The following is a 21,938-nucleotide window of genomic DNA, read 5'->3' on the forward strand; positions in this document are numbered from 1 at the left end:
TCACCAACTTTAACGCCATCTACGAGGATCTCTACGGTAGCGTTGGGTTCTGTCACACCCTTGATCGTCGGCGTGGTCGTGTTCACATGACCGCCGTTACCCGGAGCGTCCGGTGTTACTGGTTTATCAGGAGCCTCGGTATCCAGCATAACCTTGCTGGCATCCGTGGTAGAAGTCTTAGCGTCTCCGGTGTTGCCTACCAGGTCCCTGTAACCAGTAATGCCGATCTTAATATTCCCGTTTCCATCTGCAGCTTCTGAAGCATTCATCACCGCACTGGCTTTATACCAAAAGGCTTCCGGGGTGGTGTTCACCGCGTCTGCTTCTACCGTAGCCTGCTGGCTGCCGATCTGGATCTGATAGGCTCCTGAAGCATTTAAGTCAAGTTCTTCGCTGACCTGGAAAGAGACCGTTACCATATCGCCTTGTTTGGCCAGCTCCGGATTGGTGTTATCTGAAGCAATACGGATGATACTGATCGTTGGTTTTGCCTGATCAATAGTATAGAGTTCGCCGGTACTAAAGGCTGCGGTAATGACATTGCCTGAACCATCGGTGATCCCGGTACCTGAAGCATTCAGGTCCAGACGAAGGGTTCCGTTACCACTGATAGACGGTACAGTGATGTCGTAAACCGATGAAGAGACTGCATTGATGCCAGGAGTACCCTGGCTCAATGTACCCGATACAGTAGTTGCTGTAAAATCAGTTGCATCAACTCCGCTTACTGCTTCTGAGAAAGTGACTGTATATATTACTGAGGTAGTATTCGTATTCTGAGCCGACGGTGTCTTTCGCACAATGCTGCTCACTAGCGGCAGGGTTTGATCAACCAGGTAAGTATCTCCGGCAGTATAACCACCTGAAACTGCATTACCTGATACATCAATGATCCCGGTGCCTGAAGCATTAACGTCCAGGCGAAGGATTCCGTCGCCGCTGATAGCCGGTACGGTGACGTCGTATACAGAGGAGGAGACTGCATTGATGTTAAGAGTTCCTTTGCTCAATGTACCCGATACAGTGGTTGCTGTAAAATCAGCTGCATCTACACCGCTTACTCCTTCTGAGAAAGTGACTGTGTAGGTTACTGAAGTGGCGTTCGTATTCTGAGCCGACGGTGTCTTGCGGACAATGCCGGTCACTGCCGGCAATGTCTGGTCAACGAGATACGTATTACCTGCAGTAAATCCTGCAGGGATGGCATTACCGGCGACATCAACAATACCAGTTCCTGAGTTCTTCAGGTCCAGGCGAAGGGTTCCGTTACCGCTGATAGCTGGTACGGTGATGTCGTAAACGGATGAAGAGACGGCATTGATACTAAGGGTACCCTTGCTCAATGTTCCTGATACGGTAGTAGCTGCAAAATCAGTTACGTCAACTCCGGTTACTGCTTCTGAGAAAGTTACTGTATATATTACTGAAGTAGCATTCGTATTCTGAGCCGACGGTGTCTTTCGCACAATGCTGCTCACTACCGGCAATGTCTGATCAATGAGATACGTATTACCAGTGTTAAAGCCTGCAGCAATGGCATTACCGGCTGCATCACTGATCCCGGTACCTGAGGCATTCAGATCCAGGCGAAGGGTGCCGTTCCCACTGATAGACGGTACGGTGATGTCGTAAACGGATGAAGAAACAGCTGTCGCTGTTAAAGTTCCTTTGCTCAGTGTACCAGATACAGTGGTTGCTGTAAAATCAGCTGCATCCACACCGCTCACTGGCTCTGAGAAAGTGACTGTATATATTACGGAAGTGGCATTGGTGTTCTGTACCGAAGGCGTCTTACGGACAATACTGCTCACTGCCGGTAATGTCTGGTCAATAAGATAAGTACTACCAGTAGTATAACCTCCGGAAACCACGTTACCGGCTGCATCACTGATTCCGGTGCCGGAAGCGTTCAGGTCCAGACGAAGTGTACCGTTACCACTGATAGACGGTACAGTGATATCGTAAACGGATGAAGAAACAGCTGTCGCTGTTAAAGTGCCCTTAGTAATGGATCCGGAAACGGTAGTAGCTGTAAAGTCTGTTGCATCCACACCGCTCACTGCTTCTGAGAAAGTAATTGTATAGGTAACTGAAGTGGCATTCGTATTCTGAGCCGAAGGTGTCTTACGCGCAATGCTGCTCACTATCGGAAGGGTTTGATCAACAAGATAAGTATCGCCACTGGTAAAGCCTGCTGCAATGATATTGTCAGCTGCATCACTGATCCCGGTACCAGAAGCATTAAGGTCCAGGCGAAGGGTGCCGTTACCACTGATAGTTGGTACAGTTACATCGTAAACTGAGGAAGAGGCGGCACTGATACTAAGGGTACCCTTGCTCAACGTTCCCGATACGTTAGTCGCTGTAAAGTCTGTTGCATCCACACCGCTTACTGCTTCTGAGAAAGTTACTGTGTAAGTTACCGAAGCAGCGTTCGTGTTCTGTGCAGACGGCGTTTTGCGGACAATGCTGCTTACTACCGGTAATGTCTGATCAATGAGATAAGTATTACCGGTGTTAAAGCCTGCTGCAATAGCATTGCCAGCCGCATCACTGATCCCGGTACCTGAGGCATTCAGATCCAGACGCAGGGTGCCGTTACCATTGATAGACGGTACAACGATGTCGTAAACCGATGAAGAGACTGCATTGATGCCAAGCGCCCCTTTGTTCAATGTACCTGATACGGTAGTCGCAGTAAAATCAGCTGCATCCACACCGCTCACTGGCTCTGAGAAAGTGACTGTATATATTACGGAAGTTGAATTGGTATTCTGTGCTGAAGGCGTCTTGCGGACAATACTGCTTACTACTGGCAGGGCCTGATCAATGAGATAAGTATCTCCTGTGGTAAAGCCTGCTGCAATGATATTTCCAGCCACATCGCTGATGCCGGTGCCTGAAGCATTCAAATCCAGACGAAGTGTACCATTACCGATGATAGCCGGAACGGTGATGTCATAAACGGATGAAGAAACTGCTGTCGCTGTTAAAGTGCCTTTGCTTAGTGTACCAGATACAGTAGTAGCTGTAAAATCATCCGCATCCACACCGCTCACTGGCTCTGAGAAAGTGACTGTATATATTACAGAAGTTGAATTGGTATTCTGTGCTGAAGGCGTCTTGCGGACAATGCTGGTCACTGCCGGTAATGTCTGGTCTATGAGATAAGTCTCTCCTGTTGTAAAGCCAGCTGCAATGGCATTACCTGCTACATCGCTGATGCCGGTACCTGAAGCGTTCAGGTCCAGGCGAAGGGTGCCATTACCGCTGATAGATGGTACGGTGATGTCGTAAACGGATGAAGAAACAGTAGCTACGCTAAGCGTACCCTTATTAACGGTTCCCGATGCGGTGGTAGCTGTAAAATCAGTCGCATCTACACCGCTCACTGATTCAGAGAAGGCAACCGTATAGGTCACCGAAGTGGCATTGGTATTCTGTGCTGAAGGTGTCTTGCGGGCAATGCTGGTCACTGCCGGCAATGTCTGGTCAATGAGATAAGTCTCTCCTGAGGTAAAGCCTGCTGCAATGATATTACCAGCCGCATCGCTGATGCCTGTACCAGAAGGATTCAAATCCAGGCGAAGTGTACCGTTACCGCTGATAGCTGGTACGGTGATGTCGTAAACGGATGCAGAGACGCTAGTCATGCTAAGTGTACCCTTATTAACAGTTCCCGATGCGGTGGTAGCTGTAAAGTCTGTTGCATCCACGCCGGTTACTGCTTCTGAGAAAGTTACTGTATATATTACTGAAGTAGCATTCGTATTCTGAGCCGACGGTGTTTTGCGGACAATGCTGCTCACTGCCGGCAGACTTTGGTCAATGAGATATGTATTACCTGTCGTGAAGCCTGCAGCAATTGTATTTCCTGCCGCGTCACTAATTCCTGTGCCTGAAGCATTCAAATCCAGACGAAGTGTACCATTACCGCTGATAGCCGGAACGGTGATGTCATAAACGGATGAAGAAACGGCTGTCGCTGTTAAAGTTCCTTTGCTCAGTGTACCAGATACAGTGGTTGCTGTAAAATCAGCTGCATCCACACCGCTCACCGCTTCAGAGAAAGTTACTGTATAGGTCACCGAAGTGGCATTGGTGTTCTGTACCGAAGGTGTCTTACGGACAATACTGTTCACTGCCGGTAATATCTGGTCAATCAGGTATGTGTCACCAGTGGTATAACCACCAGAAACCGCGTTACCGGCTGCATCACTGATTCCGGTGCCGGAAGCGTTCAGGTCCAGGCGAAGTGTACCGTTACCACTGATAGACGGTACAGTTATATCGTAAACCGATGAAGAAACTGCTGCCGCTGTTAAAGTTCCCTTAGTAATGGAACCGGAAACGGTAGTCGCTGTAAAGTCCGTTGCATCCACACCGCTTACTGCTTCTGAGAAAGTTACTGTGTAGGTTACTGAAGCCGCATTGGCATTCTGGGCTGCAGGCATTTTGCGGACAATGCTGCTCACTGCCGGTAATGTCTGGTCTATGACATATGTACTACCAGAGTTAAAGCCTGCTGCAATGGCATTGCCAGCCACATCACTGATGCCGGTACCGGATGCATTCAAATCCAGGCGAAGTGTTCCGTTACCACTGATTGACGGTACAGTTATATTGTAAACTAAGGCAGAAACGGCATTTATACTGAGAATTCCTTTGCTCAGTGTACCAGATACAGCAGTCGCCGTAAAATCAGCCGCATCCACACCGCTTACTGCTTCTGAGAAAGTAACAGTGTAGGTCACTGAAGTGCTATTCGTATTCTGAGCCGAAGGTGTTTTGCGAATTATGCTGCTCACTGACGGAGCGGTCTGGTCAACCACGTAGCTGTCGCCTAAAACAAAAACGCCCGAGATCCCGTTACCAAAAGCATCAACAATACCTGTCCCCGAGCCGTTGAGGCCGAGTAACAAGTTGCCGTTTCCCGTTACCGGAACGCTGACCAGGTATTCGGCAGCATTATCGCCGTTACTTACAGACAATGCTCCGGCTGTAAGACCAGTCCCGACCATAGCAGTAAAATCGGCGGCATCTACCCCGGTAACATTTTCACTGAAGGTAACTTTGTAGATAACTGGGCTGATATTGGTTAAATTTGCAGTTGGATTATACCTGGCAATACTGGTGACTACCGGTTGATCACGGTCTACTATAAATGTTTCATTTCCTGTATACCCCCCCGGGAGCGGGTTACCTGCATCGTCCACCATACCAGTCGTGCCTGGTTTAAGATCCAGACGTATCGTTCCGCTGCCGGTAACAGGAACACTTATACCATACTCAGTATTGCTTATTCCACTTAAAACGAATGTTCCTGCAATTAAAGTTCCATCGGTTACGGCGGTAAAAGCGTCGAGGTTTACCGATGAAATAGATTCCGAAAATTTGATACGAAAAATTACGTTGCTGGAGTTGGTATTCTGCTGAGAAGGGCCCAACCTGGTTATGGAAATCATAGAAGGTGGTGTCTGATCGATCATGTAGGTCTGACTAGAAATTCCGGCAGGAAGTGCATTACCGGCCATGTCAGCAATTCCGTTCGACCAATTCAGGGTAATATAATAAGACCCATGACCACTTACCGACGGAATAGTGATAAAATATTCTGCGGCAGTGGCGCCGGCACTTACCGTTAATGCGCCAGCCGTAACGGTGCTTGCTTTGGTAACAGAAAAATCTGTAGCGTCAACTCCGGAAACATCTTCACTGAAAGTGAGCTTGTAGACAAGCGAAGTTGAATTAGTTATCCCACCCGTTGGATTATACCGTGAAAGACTCACCGACGTCGGTGCGGTCTGATCAATAGTATACACTTCACCATCGGGTAGAGTGCTGCTCAACGCATTCGATCCGAGATCAGTTATCCCTGTTCCCGTTGTATTTAATTTTAATTGTAAGGTTCCATTTCCTGTTACCGGGACAGTCACGAGGTATTCAGACGCATCACTTCCATTTGCTACAGTAATAGTTCCGGGCGTAGTTCCCGAAACCATTGTATTAAAGTCAGTAGCATCTACCCCCGTAACGCTTTCATTAAATTTCACTTTGTAAATGACGGAAGTAGCTTTGGTAAGGGCAGATGCCGGCGTATTTCTTATGATGCTGCTCAGCTCCGGTGCTGTCTTATCCAGAGTATATACATTCGTACTGCTATACGGCAGATTCAACACATTCAGGCTCGCTCCGGTAGCGTTATTCATCCTGAGCTTTACAGTCCCTGTGGCAGATGGAGTATTCACTACCACCGTCCATTGTGTATTACCAGCCACCGCCGTAACGCTTGCTACAGAGGCTCCAGTAGCTGTAGAGGCCGGATCCAGGTCAAAATTAGAGGTTGTAAGTCCTGTAACAGGTGTATCAAAAGTTACGGTGTAACTCACGGATGAAGCATTCGTCACCAATGGCCCCGTTGAAGCCATTGACAGCACAGTAGCGCCGGTCACTACCCAGGCATGACCAGACACATAGTAATATTTAGTACCGGAAAATTTAACTGTTCCTACAGTAATCTGCCCCGGAGTATTCCGATAAGCTGTTGAAGAATAAGTTGAGTTTCCATTTGCAAGAGTACCCATGTTGTCAGCCCCCCAGGTGTACAGTGTACCATCTTTTTTAGTAGCTGATGAATTTTCAAATCCCGCTGCAATTGTATTATAATTTGAACCGACAAAATAAGGCGAAGACCGGTTGGAGGTTCCTCCATCCCCCAATTGTCCTTTACTATTAACACCCCAGCTGTAAAGATCTCCGTTAGTTTTTAGGGCAAGAACATGTTGTGCGGTCAAAGAAACTGCCTGCCAGTCCTGGGCCGTGCCAATACGTTTGGGCACAAACGAATTAGTCGTAGTGCCGTCTCCAAAATTTCCATATATATTAGTGCCCCAGGCCCACAACTCGCCGTTCTTTTTAATCGCAACTGCATGCGCCATCCCGCAAGCCATAGAGGCCCAGTCCGTGTCATTATTCAATTTAGTTGGAACCAAAGCCGGAGTAGAACCGCTGGTTCCTTTTCCTAACTGGCCAAACGAATTATCTCCCCAAATATACAGCGTACCGTCCTGCTTCAGGGCCATGCTGTTCGACTGACCCGTCTTTACAGCTACCCAGTCAGTAGCAGTTCCAATTTTTGTAGGGACCAAACGATCTGACTGCGTGCCGTCTCCAAGCTGGCCGTAGCTATTATCACCCCAGGCCCATAGTGTTCCATCCTTCTTTAGCGCGAGGAAATAGGCAGTTCCCGCAGAAATTGCAGCCCAATTTTTTTCGGTACCCACCTGAGTCAGGGTATAGTTCAGGGTGGTTGTCCCGTTTCCTAATTGCCCGTCAAAATTGGCGCCGCACGTCCATAAAGATCCGTCCGTCTTAATACCGCCACACATGTTACTGCCTGTTTCAAAAGCAGCCCATGCACCGTCCGCTCCTATTTTGGTAGGAGAATAAGCCTGACTGGAGCCAGTGCCCGGAGCCAATCCCCAGGAATAAACTGTTATCTGCCCGAGTACCGAAGCAAAAGGCAATGCTGAAAGAAGGAGAAACAGCGTTAACAAACGTTTCATAAAGGATGTACCGGCTAATAATACGGCCTTTCTGTTTACGAAATGTTACGATAAAAGTTACACCACCCAGACAGTCAAAACCTTCTGGTCTATTTCAGTATGTATAAATATTTATAAAACCTATGCTGGCAGATCAACCGGAGTGCCTGAGCGATGATCGCTTTGCTATTCAGACAAGTATGCCCATGGGAATCTTAACTAGTTACCAATTTTGCATATAACTGCGGCGTTTTCGTAAATAATTAATCTGAGCTGATTACAAACAAAAGCAGCTGTTAATTTATTTATGATAAATTTGTTTTCAAGCCTGTTTGCTTGTAAAGGTAAATGTGGCCTTGATTGACAGCTAAATTATGTTGTATCTGTCTGTAATTCATTAATTAATGAAAAGGATGATATTTTTTGTTGCTATTGTATTGTTGGCATCGCTTGGCTTTTGGTTCATCATGAAGAAAAACAGCGGTGTTTATGAGCGCAATGATGAAAAAATACCGTCTCCCTACCAGGCTTACCAGCCCGTTACGCCCGCTTATCAAGGTACCGATTTCTCAATAGAAGAAATTTGCAGCACCAATATTTCCTTGTCAGCATCCCCCAATCCGGTAAAGGCATATGAATCCGTTAACGACCAGATTATCATTAATTGCGCACGCGGAGATGATGAGACCAGCAAAGGCGATAACCAATATTACAAGATCGCCGGAAATGGAACGATAACCGATTCTCTTTATGTCAAATACAGCGGGTTCTGGACGGTTTTGATCGATAGCTTTACGGTTGCCACCAAAGAATCGGAAGCTTATTTCACCTCGTGGCCACTCAATGGCGATACCACAAGGAAACGTTTTCGGGTATATAATGCAGATTTTTCCATGCCCGGGCCAGAACTGGAAGCCACCTGGGAAAAAGCCACAAGAGAAAGTCAATACCATTTTGTACGCGCTTATGTAAACAATCGTGTATTCACCCGTGCCCTCTATTACTGCAAAGGCGGGGAGTGGAACACGCTTTGGAAAAAAACACCTGGCTACGAGTCGGAAAGGGATTCAGAAAGCGCAATGCGTTATCAGAACGATCTTTACCGAAGTGGCGATAATGATCCAACCTTACAAACAGATGTGCAACTGGAATATTTCCATCAGCAAGATCGGATAAAATATTACCACAACATTGGCGGCGGTGCTCCGGCCACAGAAGCAGTTGGTTGGCGTGGAACCGGATTTTTTAAAACTACAATAGACAAAAAGCCCTTTCACTTCAGTATACCTGATCTGGTAGTGGAAAAGGAGCGTTCTGACGGCTTTAAAACACGGCTTTATGGAGCTAAGGAACCAAAGTCATCCGTCGTTCTCATCAGTACTAAATTTTACCACTCACCTTCCGGCTTTGCACTTTATGCCCCGGATGCCTCAAAAATGTATCGAATCAAACCGAATCAATAGATCAATCAGACTTCATGAAGATATTTTTCAGTAAATTTATGCTTTAGTAATCGTAGTGCAGCCCTCTGCCACTCACCTTCACCCGAAAAGGTGCACTTTTGTACCTTTTTGCCGAAGCTGTCCGCACGAGGGCTCGGCCGAGTGTCGAACAAGCTCACCAGCGGTCCCGGCCCGTTCCGCACGAGGGCCTCAACAGCACCTTAAAAATCGCTTTATGCTGCCATTTCCAGCAGCCAGATAAAATTAATCTTCGCCCAGGCTTAATTCCATCTGAATATTGGCACGCGCATAAGGCGTTGCCCGGCCAAATACTTTTTTAAACCCTAGTTTATGATACAGGTTTATCGCAGGTTTCAACAAAGTGTTGCTTTCCAGGTATAACTTGGAAGCACCCAACTCCCGGGCGGCGGCAAGGGCAGTTTGTCCGAGCAGCCAGCCGATGTTTTTCCCCTGCATTGCAGGAGACACAGCCATTTTGGCTAATTCGTAGTCGTAATCCGGATCATTCATCTTTATCAATGAGCATACCCCGACAGGCTGACCTTTGTATAAAGCCACGAATATCCTGCCCCCGTTATCCAATATGTAGGATTTCGGATTGTCCAGCGCCTTACGGTCGGTATCTTCTATTACAAAGTATTTAGAGATCCATTCTTCATTCAGTGCTTTAAAGGCCTCCTGATATTTTTCATGGTATTCCACAATCTCTATCTCCCTGCCCTCTCTTTGCTTTCGCTGTTCCTGTACCCGGTTAAGCAAAGATTTCTGATCCAAAAGGTATTCCCATTCTTCCAGCGCTTCCCAAAGATTCGAACGGGCTTCGGAAATAATACTGTCAATAACGGCGTCGACATCCAAACACTGTATCCTGAGCCTTTCAGATATGGCTCTGCCCTTTTTTGTCAAAGCCACAACCGTCCTGCGTTTATCCGAAGACTTCATATTTTCCTTAACCAGGCCGCCGGCAGTCATCTCTTTTACAATTTTGCTCACAGATGGCTGCGAATGCCCTATCTGACTGGCTATCTCAGTAACGGTGTTTTCTCCGTCCTCCGAAAGAACAAAGAATACGGGAAACCATTTCGGCACAAGATCAACATCATAGAGCTCATATATTTTCGCAGCATCTTCAGTAATACGTGCTGTAAACAAACGCAAGCGGCTTCCTAATGCCATCTTGCCGGTCTTTTCAAACAGATTCATATAGCCAATTACATAACTAGTTATGCAATAATAGAAAAATAATTTTAGATTATCAGGAGAAATTCATCATGCTGTTCCATCTTTCTGAAAATATGCGTTTACAGTTACAGTGTTTGTGACTTTCTTTTTGTCATCTGTAAAGATGCGGACACCGCCGCCCGGATTTCAGAAGAACCAGTGCAGATATTCTTTTCAAAGAATACCTGCACTGCCAGGGCAGCCTTAAGGGTTCGCCTTATGTCTCTTCACCTCTTCTACTATTTTTGAAAAAGATTTATCTCTTCTGCGCTTTTCATGCTCAGAAGAGGAAAAAAGCAAGGCTTCACGCCGAAGTTTCAGGTAGCTCTCATATACTTTCCGTTCTATTATTCCGTCTTGTACCGCCTTTAAAACAGCACAGCCAGGTTCGCTGATATGCCCGCAATCCTTAAACCGGCATGATTCTGCATAGTCAGAAAGATCCAATATTTCATTAACAGATCCGGGATTGCCAACAGCCAGACCAAATTCGCGCACACCCGGAGTATCAATCAGAATCCCCGAGCCCTCCATCAATACCATTTCCCGACGGGTAGAAGTATGCCGTCCTTTTCCGGTTGATTGGCTGATGCCAGAGGTGAGTAATAACGATTTTTCGCAAAGCGCATTAACCAGAGAACTTTTCCCTACACCCGAAGAACCCACAAATACTACCGTTTCTCCTTCTGCTATGGATTCTCTTAATTTAAGAATCTTCCCGGGATAAAGAACACTGGTGAAAAAGACCGGCATTTGACGGGCAATGTGGCCGAGTTGCTTTTTAACCTTCCGTTCATCAAAATCTAAATCGGCTTTATTAAGAACCAAAACAGGCCGGATATTTTCTGCCAGTATCTGAATCATTAAACGCTCGGCTCTGCGAACATTGAAGTTATCATCAAGGCTTTGAACAATAAACGCCTTATCTACATACGAAGCAATGACTTGTTTGTCGGCAACTGTTCCGCTTTTCCTACGGCACAAGGTACGTTCACGGGGCAGCATCCCAACAATAATTCCTTTGTTGCCGTCGAATGGTTGAAAGATCACCCAATCGCCTGTACAAGGCAATTCAAAGTCCGGCTTTCCATATATCATGTTTCCGGCAAGTTCGCATTGAAACAGCCCATTTCCGGAAATCACTTCATAGCAAGTCCGATGGACTATACTCACCCGGCCGTGGGGCAAAACCTTGTATTCTGATTCTTGTTTCAGCTGGTCTAGCATGTTATTCCAGCCATAAAAATTCAAATCAATGGTAGCTTTAAATTCGTTGTTCATTATTTTAAAGTGTTGCGTACAGCAAAGCATAATGATGCTTCTGCAACTGCACGCAGGTTCAAAAAGTCAAAATCTATAAAATGAAAATCAGCTCCGGATAGAATTTTCCGGGAGCAAACGAAAGGACAATCTATACAGGATGTACAGATTGTTTACTACACCAAATCCGATTTACGTGAAGTCTTTAACATGAGACAAAGCTACGGAAATCGTTCTAAATACGAATAACAAAAACAGTTACTCCCACTTATAAGCCAGTACCGTTTTATCCAGGGTGGGAATGATCAATAATTTATGCTCCGGGATAAACTCTATGTCAGCGGTGATGATCTTTTTCTCCCCTAAGTCCAGTACCAGCCTTTTTTCACCTTTTGCATTCAGGTGAAAGATCTGTCCCTGCCAGGCACCAGAGATAAAATAACCATCTTTTCCATCGCTGACAATCCCATCGCAGTTCTTAATGCCTTCGCAGAACAAGGTCAGTTGTTTACCCGCTTTGTCTCCAATGAAAACATCGCCCCGTCCCATATTTAAAATGAACAAATTTTTATCGGTACAAAGCAGACCGTTAGGGGTCGACAAGCCCGGATCATCCGACCAAAGTTTCACTACTTCATCTGATATTCTGTATATTTTATTTTTCCGGCAGTCGGAGACATAGATATCTCCATTTTTATCAATCGTGATGTCATTCAAAAACTGCGCTCCCTCTATTTTAAACTCTTTCTCAATCCTTGATTCCTTCACATTTATCCTTACAACTCTATCTATATCAGCAACGTATAAATTACCACGGAAAAATCCCAATCCCTGCGGGTTATCCAGTCCCGTACACCACTTCAGATCTTCAATCTTTCCGTCGGGGTCTATTTTGGAGATAAATCCGTTCCCGTCTCTGGCCAGGTAATCTCCATTAATATTTGAGATATAAATCACCTTGTCAACCGGATTGTATAATGCAGATTCAGGCTTTAAGAACAAAGTATCCGTTTCCCATTTCAGCGAGAGATTCTGTGAAAAACTTACAATTGCGTTTAACATGATCACAGCTGTCAGAACTATCCTATTCATTTCTCTGGTTTATTCAGGTTTATAATAAGTTAACCGGCAGGTACCTCAACTTTAAGCATTGACTAACAACAGCATAAACATGAGGATGCTTAGGGATAAAATTATAAAAAAATTCTGTGCACGACGAAAAGGCTTTTCAAATTCAAAAAAAAGGCCATATTTGAAGAGGATGAATATTATTTCAGTAAGGAAACGTTTGGCTTCCGGTATCTGAATCTTTGTACCGACCATACCGGCTATTATGAAAAACATGGTTTTTATTATTACGGTCAGGGATACCATCCCTGGGAAGAGGAATCGAAGATCTACCAGATCGATTTAAAATAAGACGACCTAATGCTTGCTGCCGGACCGGGAATTGTTTCTCTACATCTACAGGACTAAAATGAGACTATTCGTCTAAATAATGAGACTGTTTAACCCGGCTCAGACAGCTTATTTATTTAATTTTACAAGCTGTTAAAGAGCAATTATAAGCAATCCCGGACAAGCATGAAGATGAAACACGGGAATATAAAGACCAATGAATCATTACAGCGTTTCAGTAAAACCGCATTACCCGATATTGGACGGATTACGGGGCGTCGCAGCCATCATCGTCGTGACGTTCCATCTGACCGAACCGTTAGGGACGGGGCACCTGGATATCCTCGTTAACCACGGTTATCTGGCCGTCGACTTTTTCTTCCTGCTGTCGGGCTTTGTGATCGGCTATGCCTATGACGACCGCTGGAAAAAAATGACTATTGGTACTTTCTTCAGGCGCCGGATCGAACGGCTGCAACCGATGGTGGTGCTGGGGATGAGCCTGGGGGCAATCGGGTTTTATTTTACCGATTCGACGATCTGGCCGCTCATTCATACCGTTCCCCTGTGGAAGATGTTGCTGGTGATGCTCATCGGTTATACCATTTTGCCTGTTCCTCTGTCTCTGGATATACGTGGATGGCAGGAGATGCACCCGCTCAATAGCGTGGGCTGGTCGTTATTCTTTGAATACGTTGCCAATATCCTGTACGCGATCGGCATCAGGAAACTCTCAAAAACAGCGCTGGCTATTTTGGTTGCAGCAGCGGCTATAGCTCTCGCTCATCTGGCAGTTACCAGTCCTAACGGAGACGTCAGCGGCGGCTGGACATTAAACGCGGAACATCTTCGCGTAGGCATCACCCGTACGATGTACCCTTTTTTTGCCGGGTTGCTCCTATCACGCATAGCCAAACCAGCCCGTATCAGGAACGCCTTTCTCTGGTGCAGCCTGCTGATCGCCCTCGTTTTGTATATGCCGCGCATAGGCGGCGCAGAGCATCTCTGGATGAATGGAATTTATGAATCAGTATGTATCATCCTCATTTTTCCGCTGATCGTTTACCTTGGTGCCAGCGGCGTGATTCATAGCCACACTGAAGGCAGGATCTGCAAATTCTTAGGGGAGATATCCTACCCGCTTTACCTGGTGCATTATCCTCTGGTATACTTTTATGTCGCCTGGATCAGCAATCAAAAAGGTGTGACCATCATAGAAGCCTGGCCCTACGCCTTGTTGATCCTGACCGGAAGTATTATTCTGGCATATGCAAGTCTGAAATGGTATGACGAGCCGGTCCGGAGATGGCTGAGAAAAAGGACAATTGCATAATAGAATTTCACTCCCCCTCAAAGGACTTCAGGGACCCGTCAGTATTGAATTCAATGTCGTAGTTAAAGCGTTCATTGGAAATACTTCCGGGATGCCATCTTATTTTCCCGTTATAGATCGTAACATATACGGTGATATCATTCGTGTTCCCTCCTATTGAACTCAATTTCTCCTTCAGGCTTTTATAAACACGGGATGCGTTGCGGAAAGGGACGCTGTCGAGATCAACGACATCTTTGCCGATATTTTCACTTATTGAAAGGACCACAGGCCTGGGGGCCTGCCAGGCTCCCTTTTCGTAAACATACTCATCTACATACCGGTGGTTATCCGGATTTTGAATGGATAAGATAATACGATGATTATCATAGAAATGAATAGACTTGTAAATTTTGATCTTCTTTCCCTTCAGTCCGGGAAGATTTCTGAATGCCTCCTCTGCGCGCTCCAATGCCTCCGGTGATGCTGCAAATTCTTTTGGAGCCACTTTTTCAACAGGGACGGTCGCCGCCGGACCGGCTTCCGGACTTACACGGGTTGCAGGACTTCCGGACTTTGTTTCTTTTATGCTTTGGGATACCCAGTCGCAGCTGCTTATGCCAAGCATTGCAGACAGGATGATCGTCAGGTTTATTATTTTCATACTAATTATCTTCTATATCTTTTTCAAAAAGTGTCTTGTCTTTATTCTGCGGATCATAAAATACCACGACCTCATCTCCAGCTTTTATGCCCGGCAGTTCAATAAGGGGAACGATCTTTTTTATGCTGGTAAGATTTGTACGGCCTGAAGCATCGGGAAATTCGATCTCGAACTCCACTTCGGGCTGCTCGTTGATGTAGGTTCCTGTTTGTTTTAATGCCAGCACTTTTGCTACAGCTCTTCTCCCGTTGAATTTAAGGATCAGGGTATCTTTCCCGATATTCAATTTTCGCAAAATTATGAATTTAAAAATAGCCCAGATAATGAAGGAGAAAAACAGGAGCACCAGGGGAGTCATAAGAAGCGGGTGGTCCAGACTCAAAAAACGCCAGCCATATCCTGCGCTTTCAAGATCATAGACAAAAAAGTACGCGCAGGCAATGAGAAAAGGGAGACACGCCCATAGAAGCATCCAGGTCCATCTGGCCCTGGGGGCGCTTTCTTCCAGTGCAATGTACGGAAACCTGGAAAATGATTCATCTATTCGCAGCGCAACAAGGCTTCCAGGATGAGGTATGCGGGTAGCTGTCTCATCGCTTTTCAAAAGCATCCTGTGCCGTACCCTTTCGTTTTGAAGGTTATCAAACTCCAAAAGTAAATTCCCTGCATGATCACCGCCGGCAGCAGAACTAATTACCCTTGCTTCCCGCTTTCTGCCCTGCTTTTTTATATAATTCGTATTCCTCGCAGACCGCACGAAGTATTTAAATAAAAGGTAGAAGCTGACCAGCAGAACCACCAACCAGAGAAAAAGACTTAAGCCCAGGCAGACCAGGGCCCATGTTGCATCGCTGTAAGCCAGATTGGTTTTAGGAAATGACGCACCGTAGTAGATAATCGCAGGATGAACAAAAACGAAGTAAAAGAAAAATAATAACCAGAATAAAACGAATACTTTTTTCATTAATAAAGAAGTTAACCGGCCGGCTTATTGTCCCGGAAGATACTTCACACTGATGACCGGCCTAAGCTAAAAAAACGGCCTCCTGGCCGATTATACCCAATAACATCGCGAATGATAAGTTGTTCAAAAAAATTCCAATGAAATTAACAGCCCGTTAAAATCAGTAACTCCTGATGGCACTGTATTTGTAAACGGACATGTTTTTTACTTAACACATCAATATGAACAAATTTTCAAAATTCCTTTTCATGGGCCTGGCCCTTGGTCTTACCGTTTTTTCTTCTTGTAAAGATGATGATGACAATTCACCATCCGGTTCACACAAAGTTGTTTTCAAAGCCATTGGATCAGCCAATGTGGACATTTCCATGGCTGTATACACAGATGGAGCCGGAAAAAATGAAAGTTTCACGAGCCTGTCCGGATCTACCTGGACCAGCCAGGAATACATTGTTCCATCATCAGCACAGGTTGTTTCATTCGGAGCCAATGCAATGGGACCGGCTGATAATTCCACTTTAGTCGCTGAAATCTGGGTAGATGGGGAGAAAAAGATCGAAAATAAGTCTACCGGAAAAATTTTAAGTGCTAGCGCCACCTATAGCTTCAAGAAATAAACATTTTCCGAAATTTAGAATAATGAAAAAAGGGCTGCATGCAGCCCTTTTTTCATTATTCTAAATTTCAAGTGCACTTAAAGCAATACAGTTTCGACCAAAATAGGAGTCAGTTGCTCTATCAGCTCTGGGTGTTTTTCAGTTTATCACTATATGGCCATCGCCAAGCTGTTTGCATGGGCACACCGTCACAATTAACATTAATCCTTTCTGCTCAATTTGTAAGCATCGGGTTCTCAACTGGGTCCTTCCTCCCTTGTGTCCAGATATGAGGCAACAATAAACAGAGATAAGTAACGGGGATCTAAAAGAATAAAGTTAGATTCTACACATGCATTAAAAACACATAACACTACATATCAACCTCTTACCATTATTCAAATTTAGATTTTAATGAGTTTCCGGCGGTAATCAAAACGGGTATAAAAGCATTTACAGAACTTTGACCTGCTACTTAATCAAAAGATTCTATGGGAAATTTCAACAAGCATTTAATGTTAGGACAAGGGCTATCCGGACCTCCTCCGGATGCTGAAAAGGTCTGAGGAATCAAGCCTGCTTCTGACACCCTTCTTAATGCAAAGCGTCGGATTTTGTATAAAAGACGGAGAACAAACAAAAAACAAATTAATCGAACCAGCCAATTACCAGCAGCTAATAAACCGGTATAGCGAAACCTCCCGCATCTAATAACAGACCTTATAAGATCTGTTGCAGGCAGCAATCCCGGAAATTAACTCTTTACCAACAGCTGAACCGGTCTGTTTAGCGCTGTTGATTGACCTAAAATTAACCCTGTATGAAAAGTAAAAAGAAATGGCTTTTACCTATCCTGCTTGGCTGCATTTTGCTCGGAGGGCGTCTGTATGCAATCCCCGGCAATAAAGCATCCTATGCAGCGAAGATTCAACAAACAACTATTAAAGGCACCGTTACGAACTCGAATGGCTCGGAGCCACTGATCGGCGTAAGTGTAAAGATCAAGGGCGCTTCGGGAGGCACCTCTACCAATCAGAACGGCGCTTTCGAGATCGCTGTACCCGCTGCTGGTGCTACACTGATCTTCTCTTACATCGGCTACGTGACAAAGGAAGTGCGGGTAACAACCGGCCAGCCGGACCTGACCGTACGCTTGCAGGAACAGGCCAACACGCTCAGCGAGGTGGTCGTGGTGGGCTATGGTTCCATTGACCGGCGCGAGCTCACCAGCGCCGTATCGAACCTGAAACAGGACGATCTGGTTGCGGGCAGCGTTTCGCCCCTGATTGCGATTCAGGGGAAGGTACCCGGCCTGAATATCTCCTCCGGCAACGGGTCTGATCCCAATGCCAGTGTATCCCTGCAACTGAGAGGGGTTAATTCCGTTAAGGCATCGCAGGGGCCGCTGGTCGTAATCGACGGAGTACCGGGAGGCGACATCAATTCGGTTGCCAAAGAAGATATTGAATCAGTCAACGTGCTGCGGGATGCCTCAGCCGCCGCTATATATGGAACCAGGGCATCGGGAGGTGTCATCCTCATCACCACGAAAAGGCCGCAAGCCGGAAAGGCAGCCGTTAATTTCACTTCCGAGTATTTCGTAGAGAGTGTCCGGAGAAAACCGGAACTGCTTTCGGGTGACGAATATGTTGCTCTTGGACTCGGAGATGATAAAGGAGCGAGAACGGACTGGTACGACGTCGTCACAAATAAGAACCCGTTTAGTAACCGCCAGGTGATCAACGTAAGCGGAGGATCGGAGACGGCCAATGTATATACCACCTTCTTTAAGCGGGACGCCAAAGGGATTTCCATCGGCTCAAAACGGGGCGAAATAGGCGGCAGGCTAAACAGTAACTTCAAATTCTTCGATAACCTGCTTGAGCTGACCACCAATGTAAGCTATAACCAGGTCAATGCTGATTTTCCGGGCAACAGCGCACCAGGCAATTTCAGGGATGAGAACAACAGCCTTTACAACATCGCCATCGGCCTTGATCCGACAATCTCGCCATACGATGCCTCCGACCCTACCGGGTACAACGTCCTCACAGGCGGATTCGACAGATGGAACCCTCTGGCAGAGGTGATGCTCAGGAAAAAGGAAAATCAATACCGCTACCTGCTTGCTAATGCCACGGTGAAGCTGAACATCACGAAAGACCTCTACACATCAGCCATGTTCGGAATCAAGAACAATACGGAACACCCAAGCTTCTTCCGGTCCTCGCAGCACCGCGTATCGCGTGAACAGAACGTTGATGGCTATGCCAAGCAGGAATACAAACGCTGGGACGACCGCATCTTCGAATGGACCGTCGGGTACACCAAAAGGCTCGAGGATCACCAGATCAACGCCGTTGCGGGGTATAGCTACCAGGACTTTAACGGGCAGGGATTCTGGGCAGAAAATTCGGACTTCCCGGTCGACGGCCTGGCGGAGCACGACATGGGTTCAGGTACCTGGCTTGCCGACGGAAGAGCAGGCCTCGGATCATGGAAAGATCCCTGGGTAAAACTCGCTGCATTCTTCGGCCGCATCAATTATTCGTTCAAAGACCGCTATATTATTACCGCTAACCTTCGGCATGAAGGTTCCTCAAAATTCGCCCCGGGAAACCGCTGGGGCTCGTTCCCCGGAGTATCCGTGGGATGGCGGCTGAGCCAGGAGCCCTTCATGAAAGGCATAAGCTTCATTGATGATATCAAGATCAGGGGTGGCTATGGCGAAACAGGGAACGAAGGCTTCGGTGCGGAAGTCTCCACCCGGATGTACTCTGCCGATACCTGGTGGCTTTTTGATGGCGGCTGGAACCGCACCTTCGGTGTAAAACACAATCAGAATCCCGGCATTCGCTGGGAAGTAAAGAAAGAGTTCAATGCAGGTATAGACTTCGCCATCCTGGCCAATAAATTAAGCGGCAGGTTTGACTATTACAAAAGAGTGATCGATGATCTGATCTACGACATCAGCGTTTCTCAGCCCCCGGCGATCCACGACAAAACCACGATGAATGTGGGCAGTATGGAGAACCGTGGACTGGAGTTTGAATTGAATTATAATGCTGTCAAAACAAAGAATTTATCATACACGACCTCCATTGTAGCAGCACATAACAAAACAACGCTGCGCAGCCTCTATGGCAGTCAAACCTTCCAGGATGAGATGAGCTTTCCGGCACCAGGTTCACCGGGAACTGCCGTACGCCTCTACCCGGGCGAGCCCATCGGGCAATATTACATCTGGAAATTTGCCGGTTTCAGAGAAGATGGTGAATGGCTTCTCTACAATAAAAATAATGAGGTGATCCCGGCTGGTGATAAAAAGCCGGAAGATAAACGCTTTACCGGCAATGCCATCCCCAAACTGCAGCTCTCCTGGAACCATACTGCCTCCTACAAAAACTGGGATGCCGGCGTCTACCTGCGCAGCTGGCTGGGATATGATGTGTTCAACATGATGAATATGTACTACGGCATTCCGAATATTAAAGGCCGGAATGCGTTGAAAAGCGGCTTAGGGGAACTTCAGAATGTAAAAGAGAAACAATTGAGCGATTACTGGCTCGAAAAGGGAGACTTTCTGAAAGTGGACGCGATCAGCGTTGGATATACCTTTAACAAGAAATGGACAGGGCCGTTCCGCAGTATCCGCGTGTATGCAGCAGGAAGGGACCTGTTTGTCATCACCGGATACAATGGACTGGATCCTGAAACAAATATTAACGGGCTCACGCCGGGCTTTGAGGTGCTTGATGTGTATCCGAAAACCCGCACGTTCATGTTTGGTCTGCAGGCATCATTTTAAAACTCAAAAAGAACAAAAATGAAAAAGCTTTTCATATATCTGCTCCTTCCGCTGCTGATCCTCGGAAGCTGTACAAAATTAGATCAGGAGTTCTACAGCCAGGTTACTCCCGGAACATTTTTCAAAAGTGAAAAAGACATCCTGGCAGCCCTGAACAGGCCCTTTACCCATGCCCGCTGGTATGTTGGCGAAGACCGCTGGTATTTACAGGAACATACGGCTGACAATTTCGCTATTACCACCAAAGGACCGCACTGGGAAAACGGCGGAGAAAACAAACGCTATCATTACCACAGCTGGACGCCCGACGACGGATGGATCTGGGGAAGCTGGCGCGGAACATTGATGGGGATAGCCCTTGCCCTTGATGCACGCAGCGACCTCGAGAAGCTCGACTACAGCAAATTTGCCCTGACGACCGACGATCAGCAGGCACATATCAACCAGCTAAATACCCTGATTGCTTATTTCTATATGAGGGGGCTCGACTTTTTCGGAGGCTTACCCATCTTTAACAGTCTCGAAGGCGAAAACCTCCCGCGTAACACCGACCAGGAAGTGTTTGCTCATATTGAACAACTGCTGAAGACGGCCATAGAAAAATTACCCCCAAAAAGTCAGTTAGATGAACCTGCTGCCGGCGAGCTGAAGCAGGCAGCAGCCGCAGCTATGCTTGCGGAGCTTTATTTCAATGCCGAAGTATATATCGGCCGTCCTATGTACCAGGAATGCCAGCAGCTGTCACAGGACATTATAGACGGGAAGTACGGCCCCTACCAGCTGGATGCCACCTGGTATGGCCCGCATAGTTTTAAAAACGACAGATCTCCCGAGATTATCTGGTCGATCCCCTCTGAGTTCAATAAGCTGCAGTACGACTGGTTCTACAGCAGTTTTTACCATTATAACAGCCGCGAATATTTCGGACAGGATATGGGTGCCAATAACGGCACACACATGACCCCTTCACGCCGTCCCGACTCCACGCTTTACCGGAACGAATGGAAGCTTGGCTCCCCCTTTGAAAAATTCGACAACGGCGATCTCCGTAAAAAGCCCTACCGGTATCTCGGAAGCAGTAATTATGAGGGCATGTTCCTGGTTGGAGAACAACGTAAACCGGATGGCGGTGTTATTAACGGTACCCAGGAATATGATCGCCGGCCACTCTTCCTGCGCGACCAGGTGGGCCGGTTCTCAGAAGTGGGGCCGGGAAAAAAATACAGTTCCGTTGCCCAACTTCCGTCTAACATGTCAGAGGGAGAAGAGAATACCGGTGTCCGCCTGGTCAAGGTGCCTATCCCTACTTTAGCCGACAACTCCCTGCGCTGGGGTGCCGACAACCCAGTCATCCGCCTCACAGAGATCTATTACATGCTGGCAGAATGTAAATGGCGCAGAGGCGACATAGCAGGCGCTGCCGGATTAATCAATACCGTCCGGAAACGCAACTTTGTCAACGGAGCCGATCCCAATCCGGTTCTGGCTGCAAACTTTGATAAATACCGGTTTATTGATGAATGGAGCATTGAATTCCTGGGAGAAGGGCGCAGGCGTACAGACCTGCTGCGCTGGAATATGTTTACGACAGAAAAATGGTGGGATCATAATCCTTCCGGGTCCGATCACCTGAAACGGTTTCCGGTACCCACACAGGCAATCTCCGGAAATAACAATCTGCAGCAGAACCCGGGCTATTGATAAAAAA

At 46.7% G+C, this 21,938-nt stretch carries 11 protein-coding genes; 5 read left to right on the forward strand and 6 right to left on the reverse strand.

Going from position 1 to position 21,938, the window contains the following annotated elements:
- Nucleotides 1-7,565 (reverse strand): RCC1 domain-containing protein (locus DDR33_RS21460; RefSeq protein ID WP_109417863.1); only part of this gene is annotated, 7,565 nt, incomplete at its 3' end.
- 383 nt (nucleotides 7,566-7,948) lie between these two features.
- On the opposite strand from DDR33_RS21460, the gene DDR33_RS21465 reads away from it, so the two are divergent.
- Nucleotides 7,949-9,007, forward strand: coding sequence for a hypothetical protein (locus DDR33_RS21465; protein ID WP_109417864.1), 1,059 nt, complete (start codon nucleotides 7,949-7,951; stop codon nucleotides 9,005-9,007).
- Between the two features lie 243 nt (nucleotides 9,008-9,250).
- Here the strand turns inward: DDR33_RS21465 and DDR33_RS21470 are convergent, their stop codons facing one another.
- The 3 genes from DDR33_RS21470 to DDR33_RS21480 form a co-directional block, all read right to left on the reverse strand.
- Nucleotides 9,251-10,210, reverse strand: coding sequence for a bifunctional helix-turn-helix transcriptional regulator/GNAT family N-acetyltransferase (locus tag DDR33_RS21470; RefSeq protein ID WP_109417865.1), 960 nt, complete (start codon nucleotides 10,208-10,210; stop codon nucleotides 9,251-9,253).
- 222 nt (nucleotides 10,211-10,432) lie between these two features.
- The gene (gene rsgA / locus DDR33_RS21475) at nucleotides 10,433-11,509 is read right to left on the reverse strand and encodes a ribosome small subunit-dependent GTPase A (protein ID WP_109417866.1); all 1,077 of its coding nucleotides are present in this window, start codon (nucleotides 11,507-11,509) and stop codon (nucleotides 10,433-10,435) included.
- 237 nt (nucleotides 11,510-11,746) lie between these two features.
- Nucleotides 11,747-12,580 carry an SMP-30/gluconolactonase/LRE family protein gene (locus DDR33_RS21480; RefSeq protein WP_109417867.1) on the reverse strand — a complete coding sequence of 278 codons (834 nt, stop codon included), beginning with the start codon at nucleotides 12,578-12,580 and terminating at the stop codon, nucleotides 11,747-11,749.
- 523 nt (nucleotides 12,581-13,103) lie between these two features.
- On the opposite strand from DDR33_RS21480, the gene DDR33_RS21490 reads away from it, so the two are divergent.
- Entirely contained in the window at nucleotides 13,104-14,219 is a 1,116-nt protein-coding gene (locus DDR33_RS21490) for an acyltransferase family protein (RefSeq protein WP_109417868.1), read from the forward strand.
- 7 nt (nucleotides 14,220-14,226) lie between these two features.
- Here the strand turns inward: DDR33_RS21490 and DDR33_RS21495 are convergent, their stop codons facing one another.
- Together DDR33_RS21495 and DDR33_RS21500 are read right to left on the reverse strand one after the other, a co-directional pair.
- A complete protein-coding gene (locus DDR33_RS21495) occupies nucleotides 14,227-14,862 on the reverse strand; it encodes a hypothetical protein (protein WP_109417869.1) in 636 nt (211 codons plus the stop codon).
- A gap of 1 nt (nucleotide 14,863) precedes the next feature.
- A complete protein-coding gene (locus DDR33_RS21500) occupies nucleotides 14,864-15,826 on the reverse strand; it encodes a hypothetical protein (protein ID WP_109417870.1) in 963 nt (320 codons plus the stop codon).
- 221 nt (nucleotides 15,827-16,047) lie between these two features.
- Here DDR33_RS21500 and DDR33_RS21505 point away from each other — a divergent pair, with 221 nt between their 5' ends.
- The 3 genes from DDR33_RS21505 to DDR33_RS21515 all read left to right on the forward strand — a co-directional run bounded on the left by DDR33_RS21505 (nucleotide 16,048) and on the right by DDR33_RS21515 (nucleotide 21,931).
- Nucleotides 16,048-16,443 (forward strand): hypothetical protein, encoded by a 396-nt coding sequence (locus DDR33_RS21505; RefSeq protein WP_109417871.1) that lies wholly within the window; start codon nucleotides 16,048-16,050, stop codon nucleotides 16,441-16,443.
- Between the two features lie 799 nt (nucleotides 16,444-17,242).
- Entirely contained in the window at nucleotides 17,243-20,230 is a 2,988-nt protein-coding gene (locus DDR33_RS21510) for a SusC/RagA family TonB-linked outer membrane protein (protein ID WP_109417872.1), read from the forward strand.
- Between the two features lie 18 nt (nucleotides 20,231-20,248).
- Complete coding sequence (locus tag DDR33_RS21515) at nucleotides 20,249-21,931, forward strand: RagB/SusD family nutrient uptake outer membrane protein (protein WP_109417873.1); 1,683 nt, start codon at nucleotides 20,249-20,251, stop codon at nucleotides 21,929-21,931.
- Nucleotides 21,932-21,938: the final 7 nt, after the last annotated feature.

This window comes from Pararcticibacter amylolyticus (assembly GCF_003130405.1).
Classification (GTDB): Bacteria; Bacteroidota; Bacteroidia; order Sphingobacteriales; family Sphingobacteriaceae; genus Arcticibacter; species Arcticibacter amylolyticus.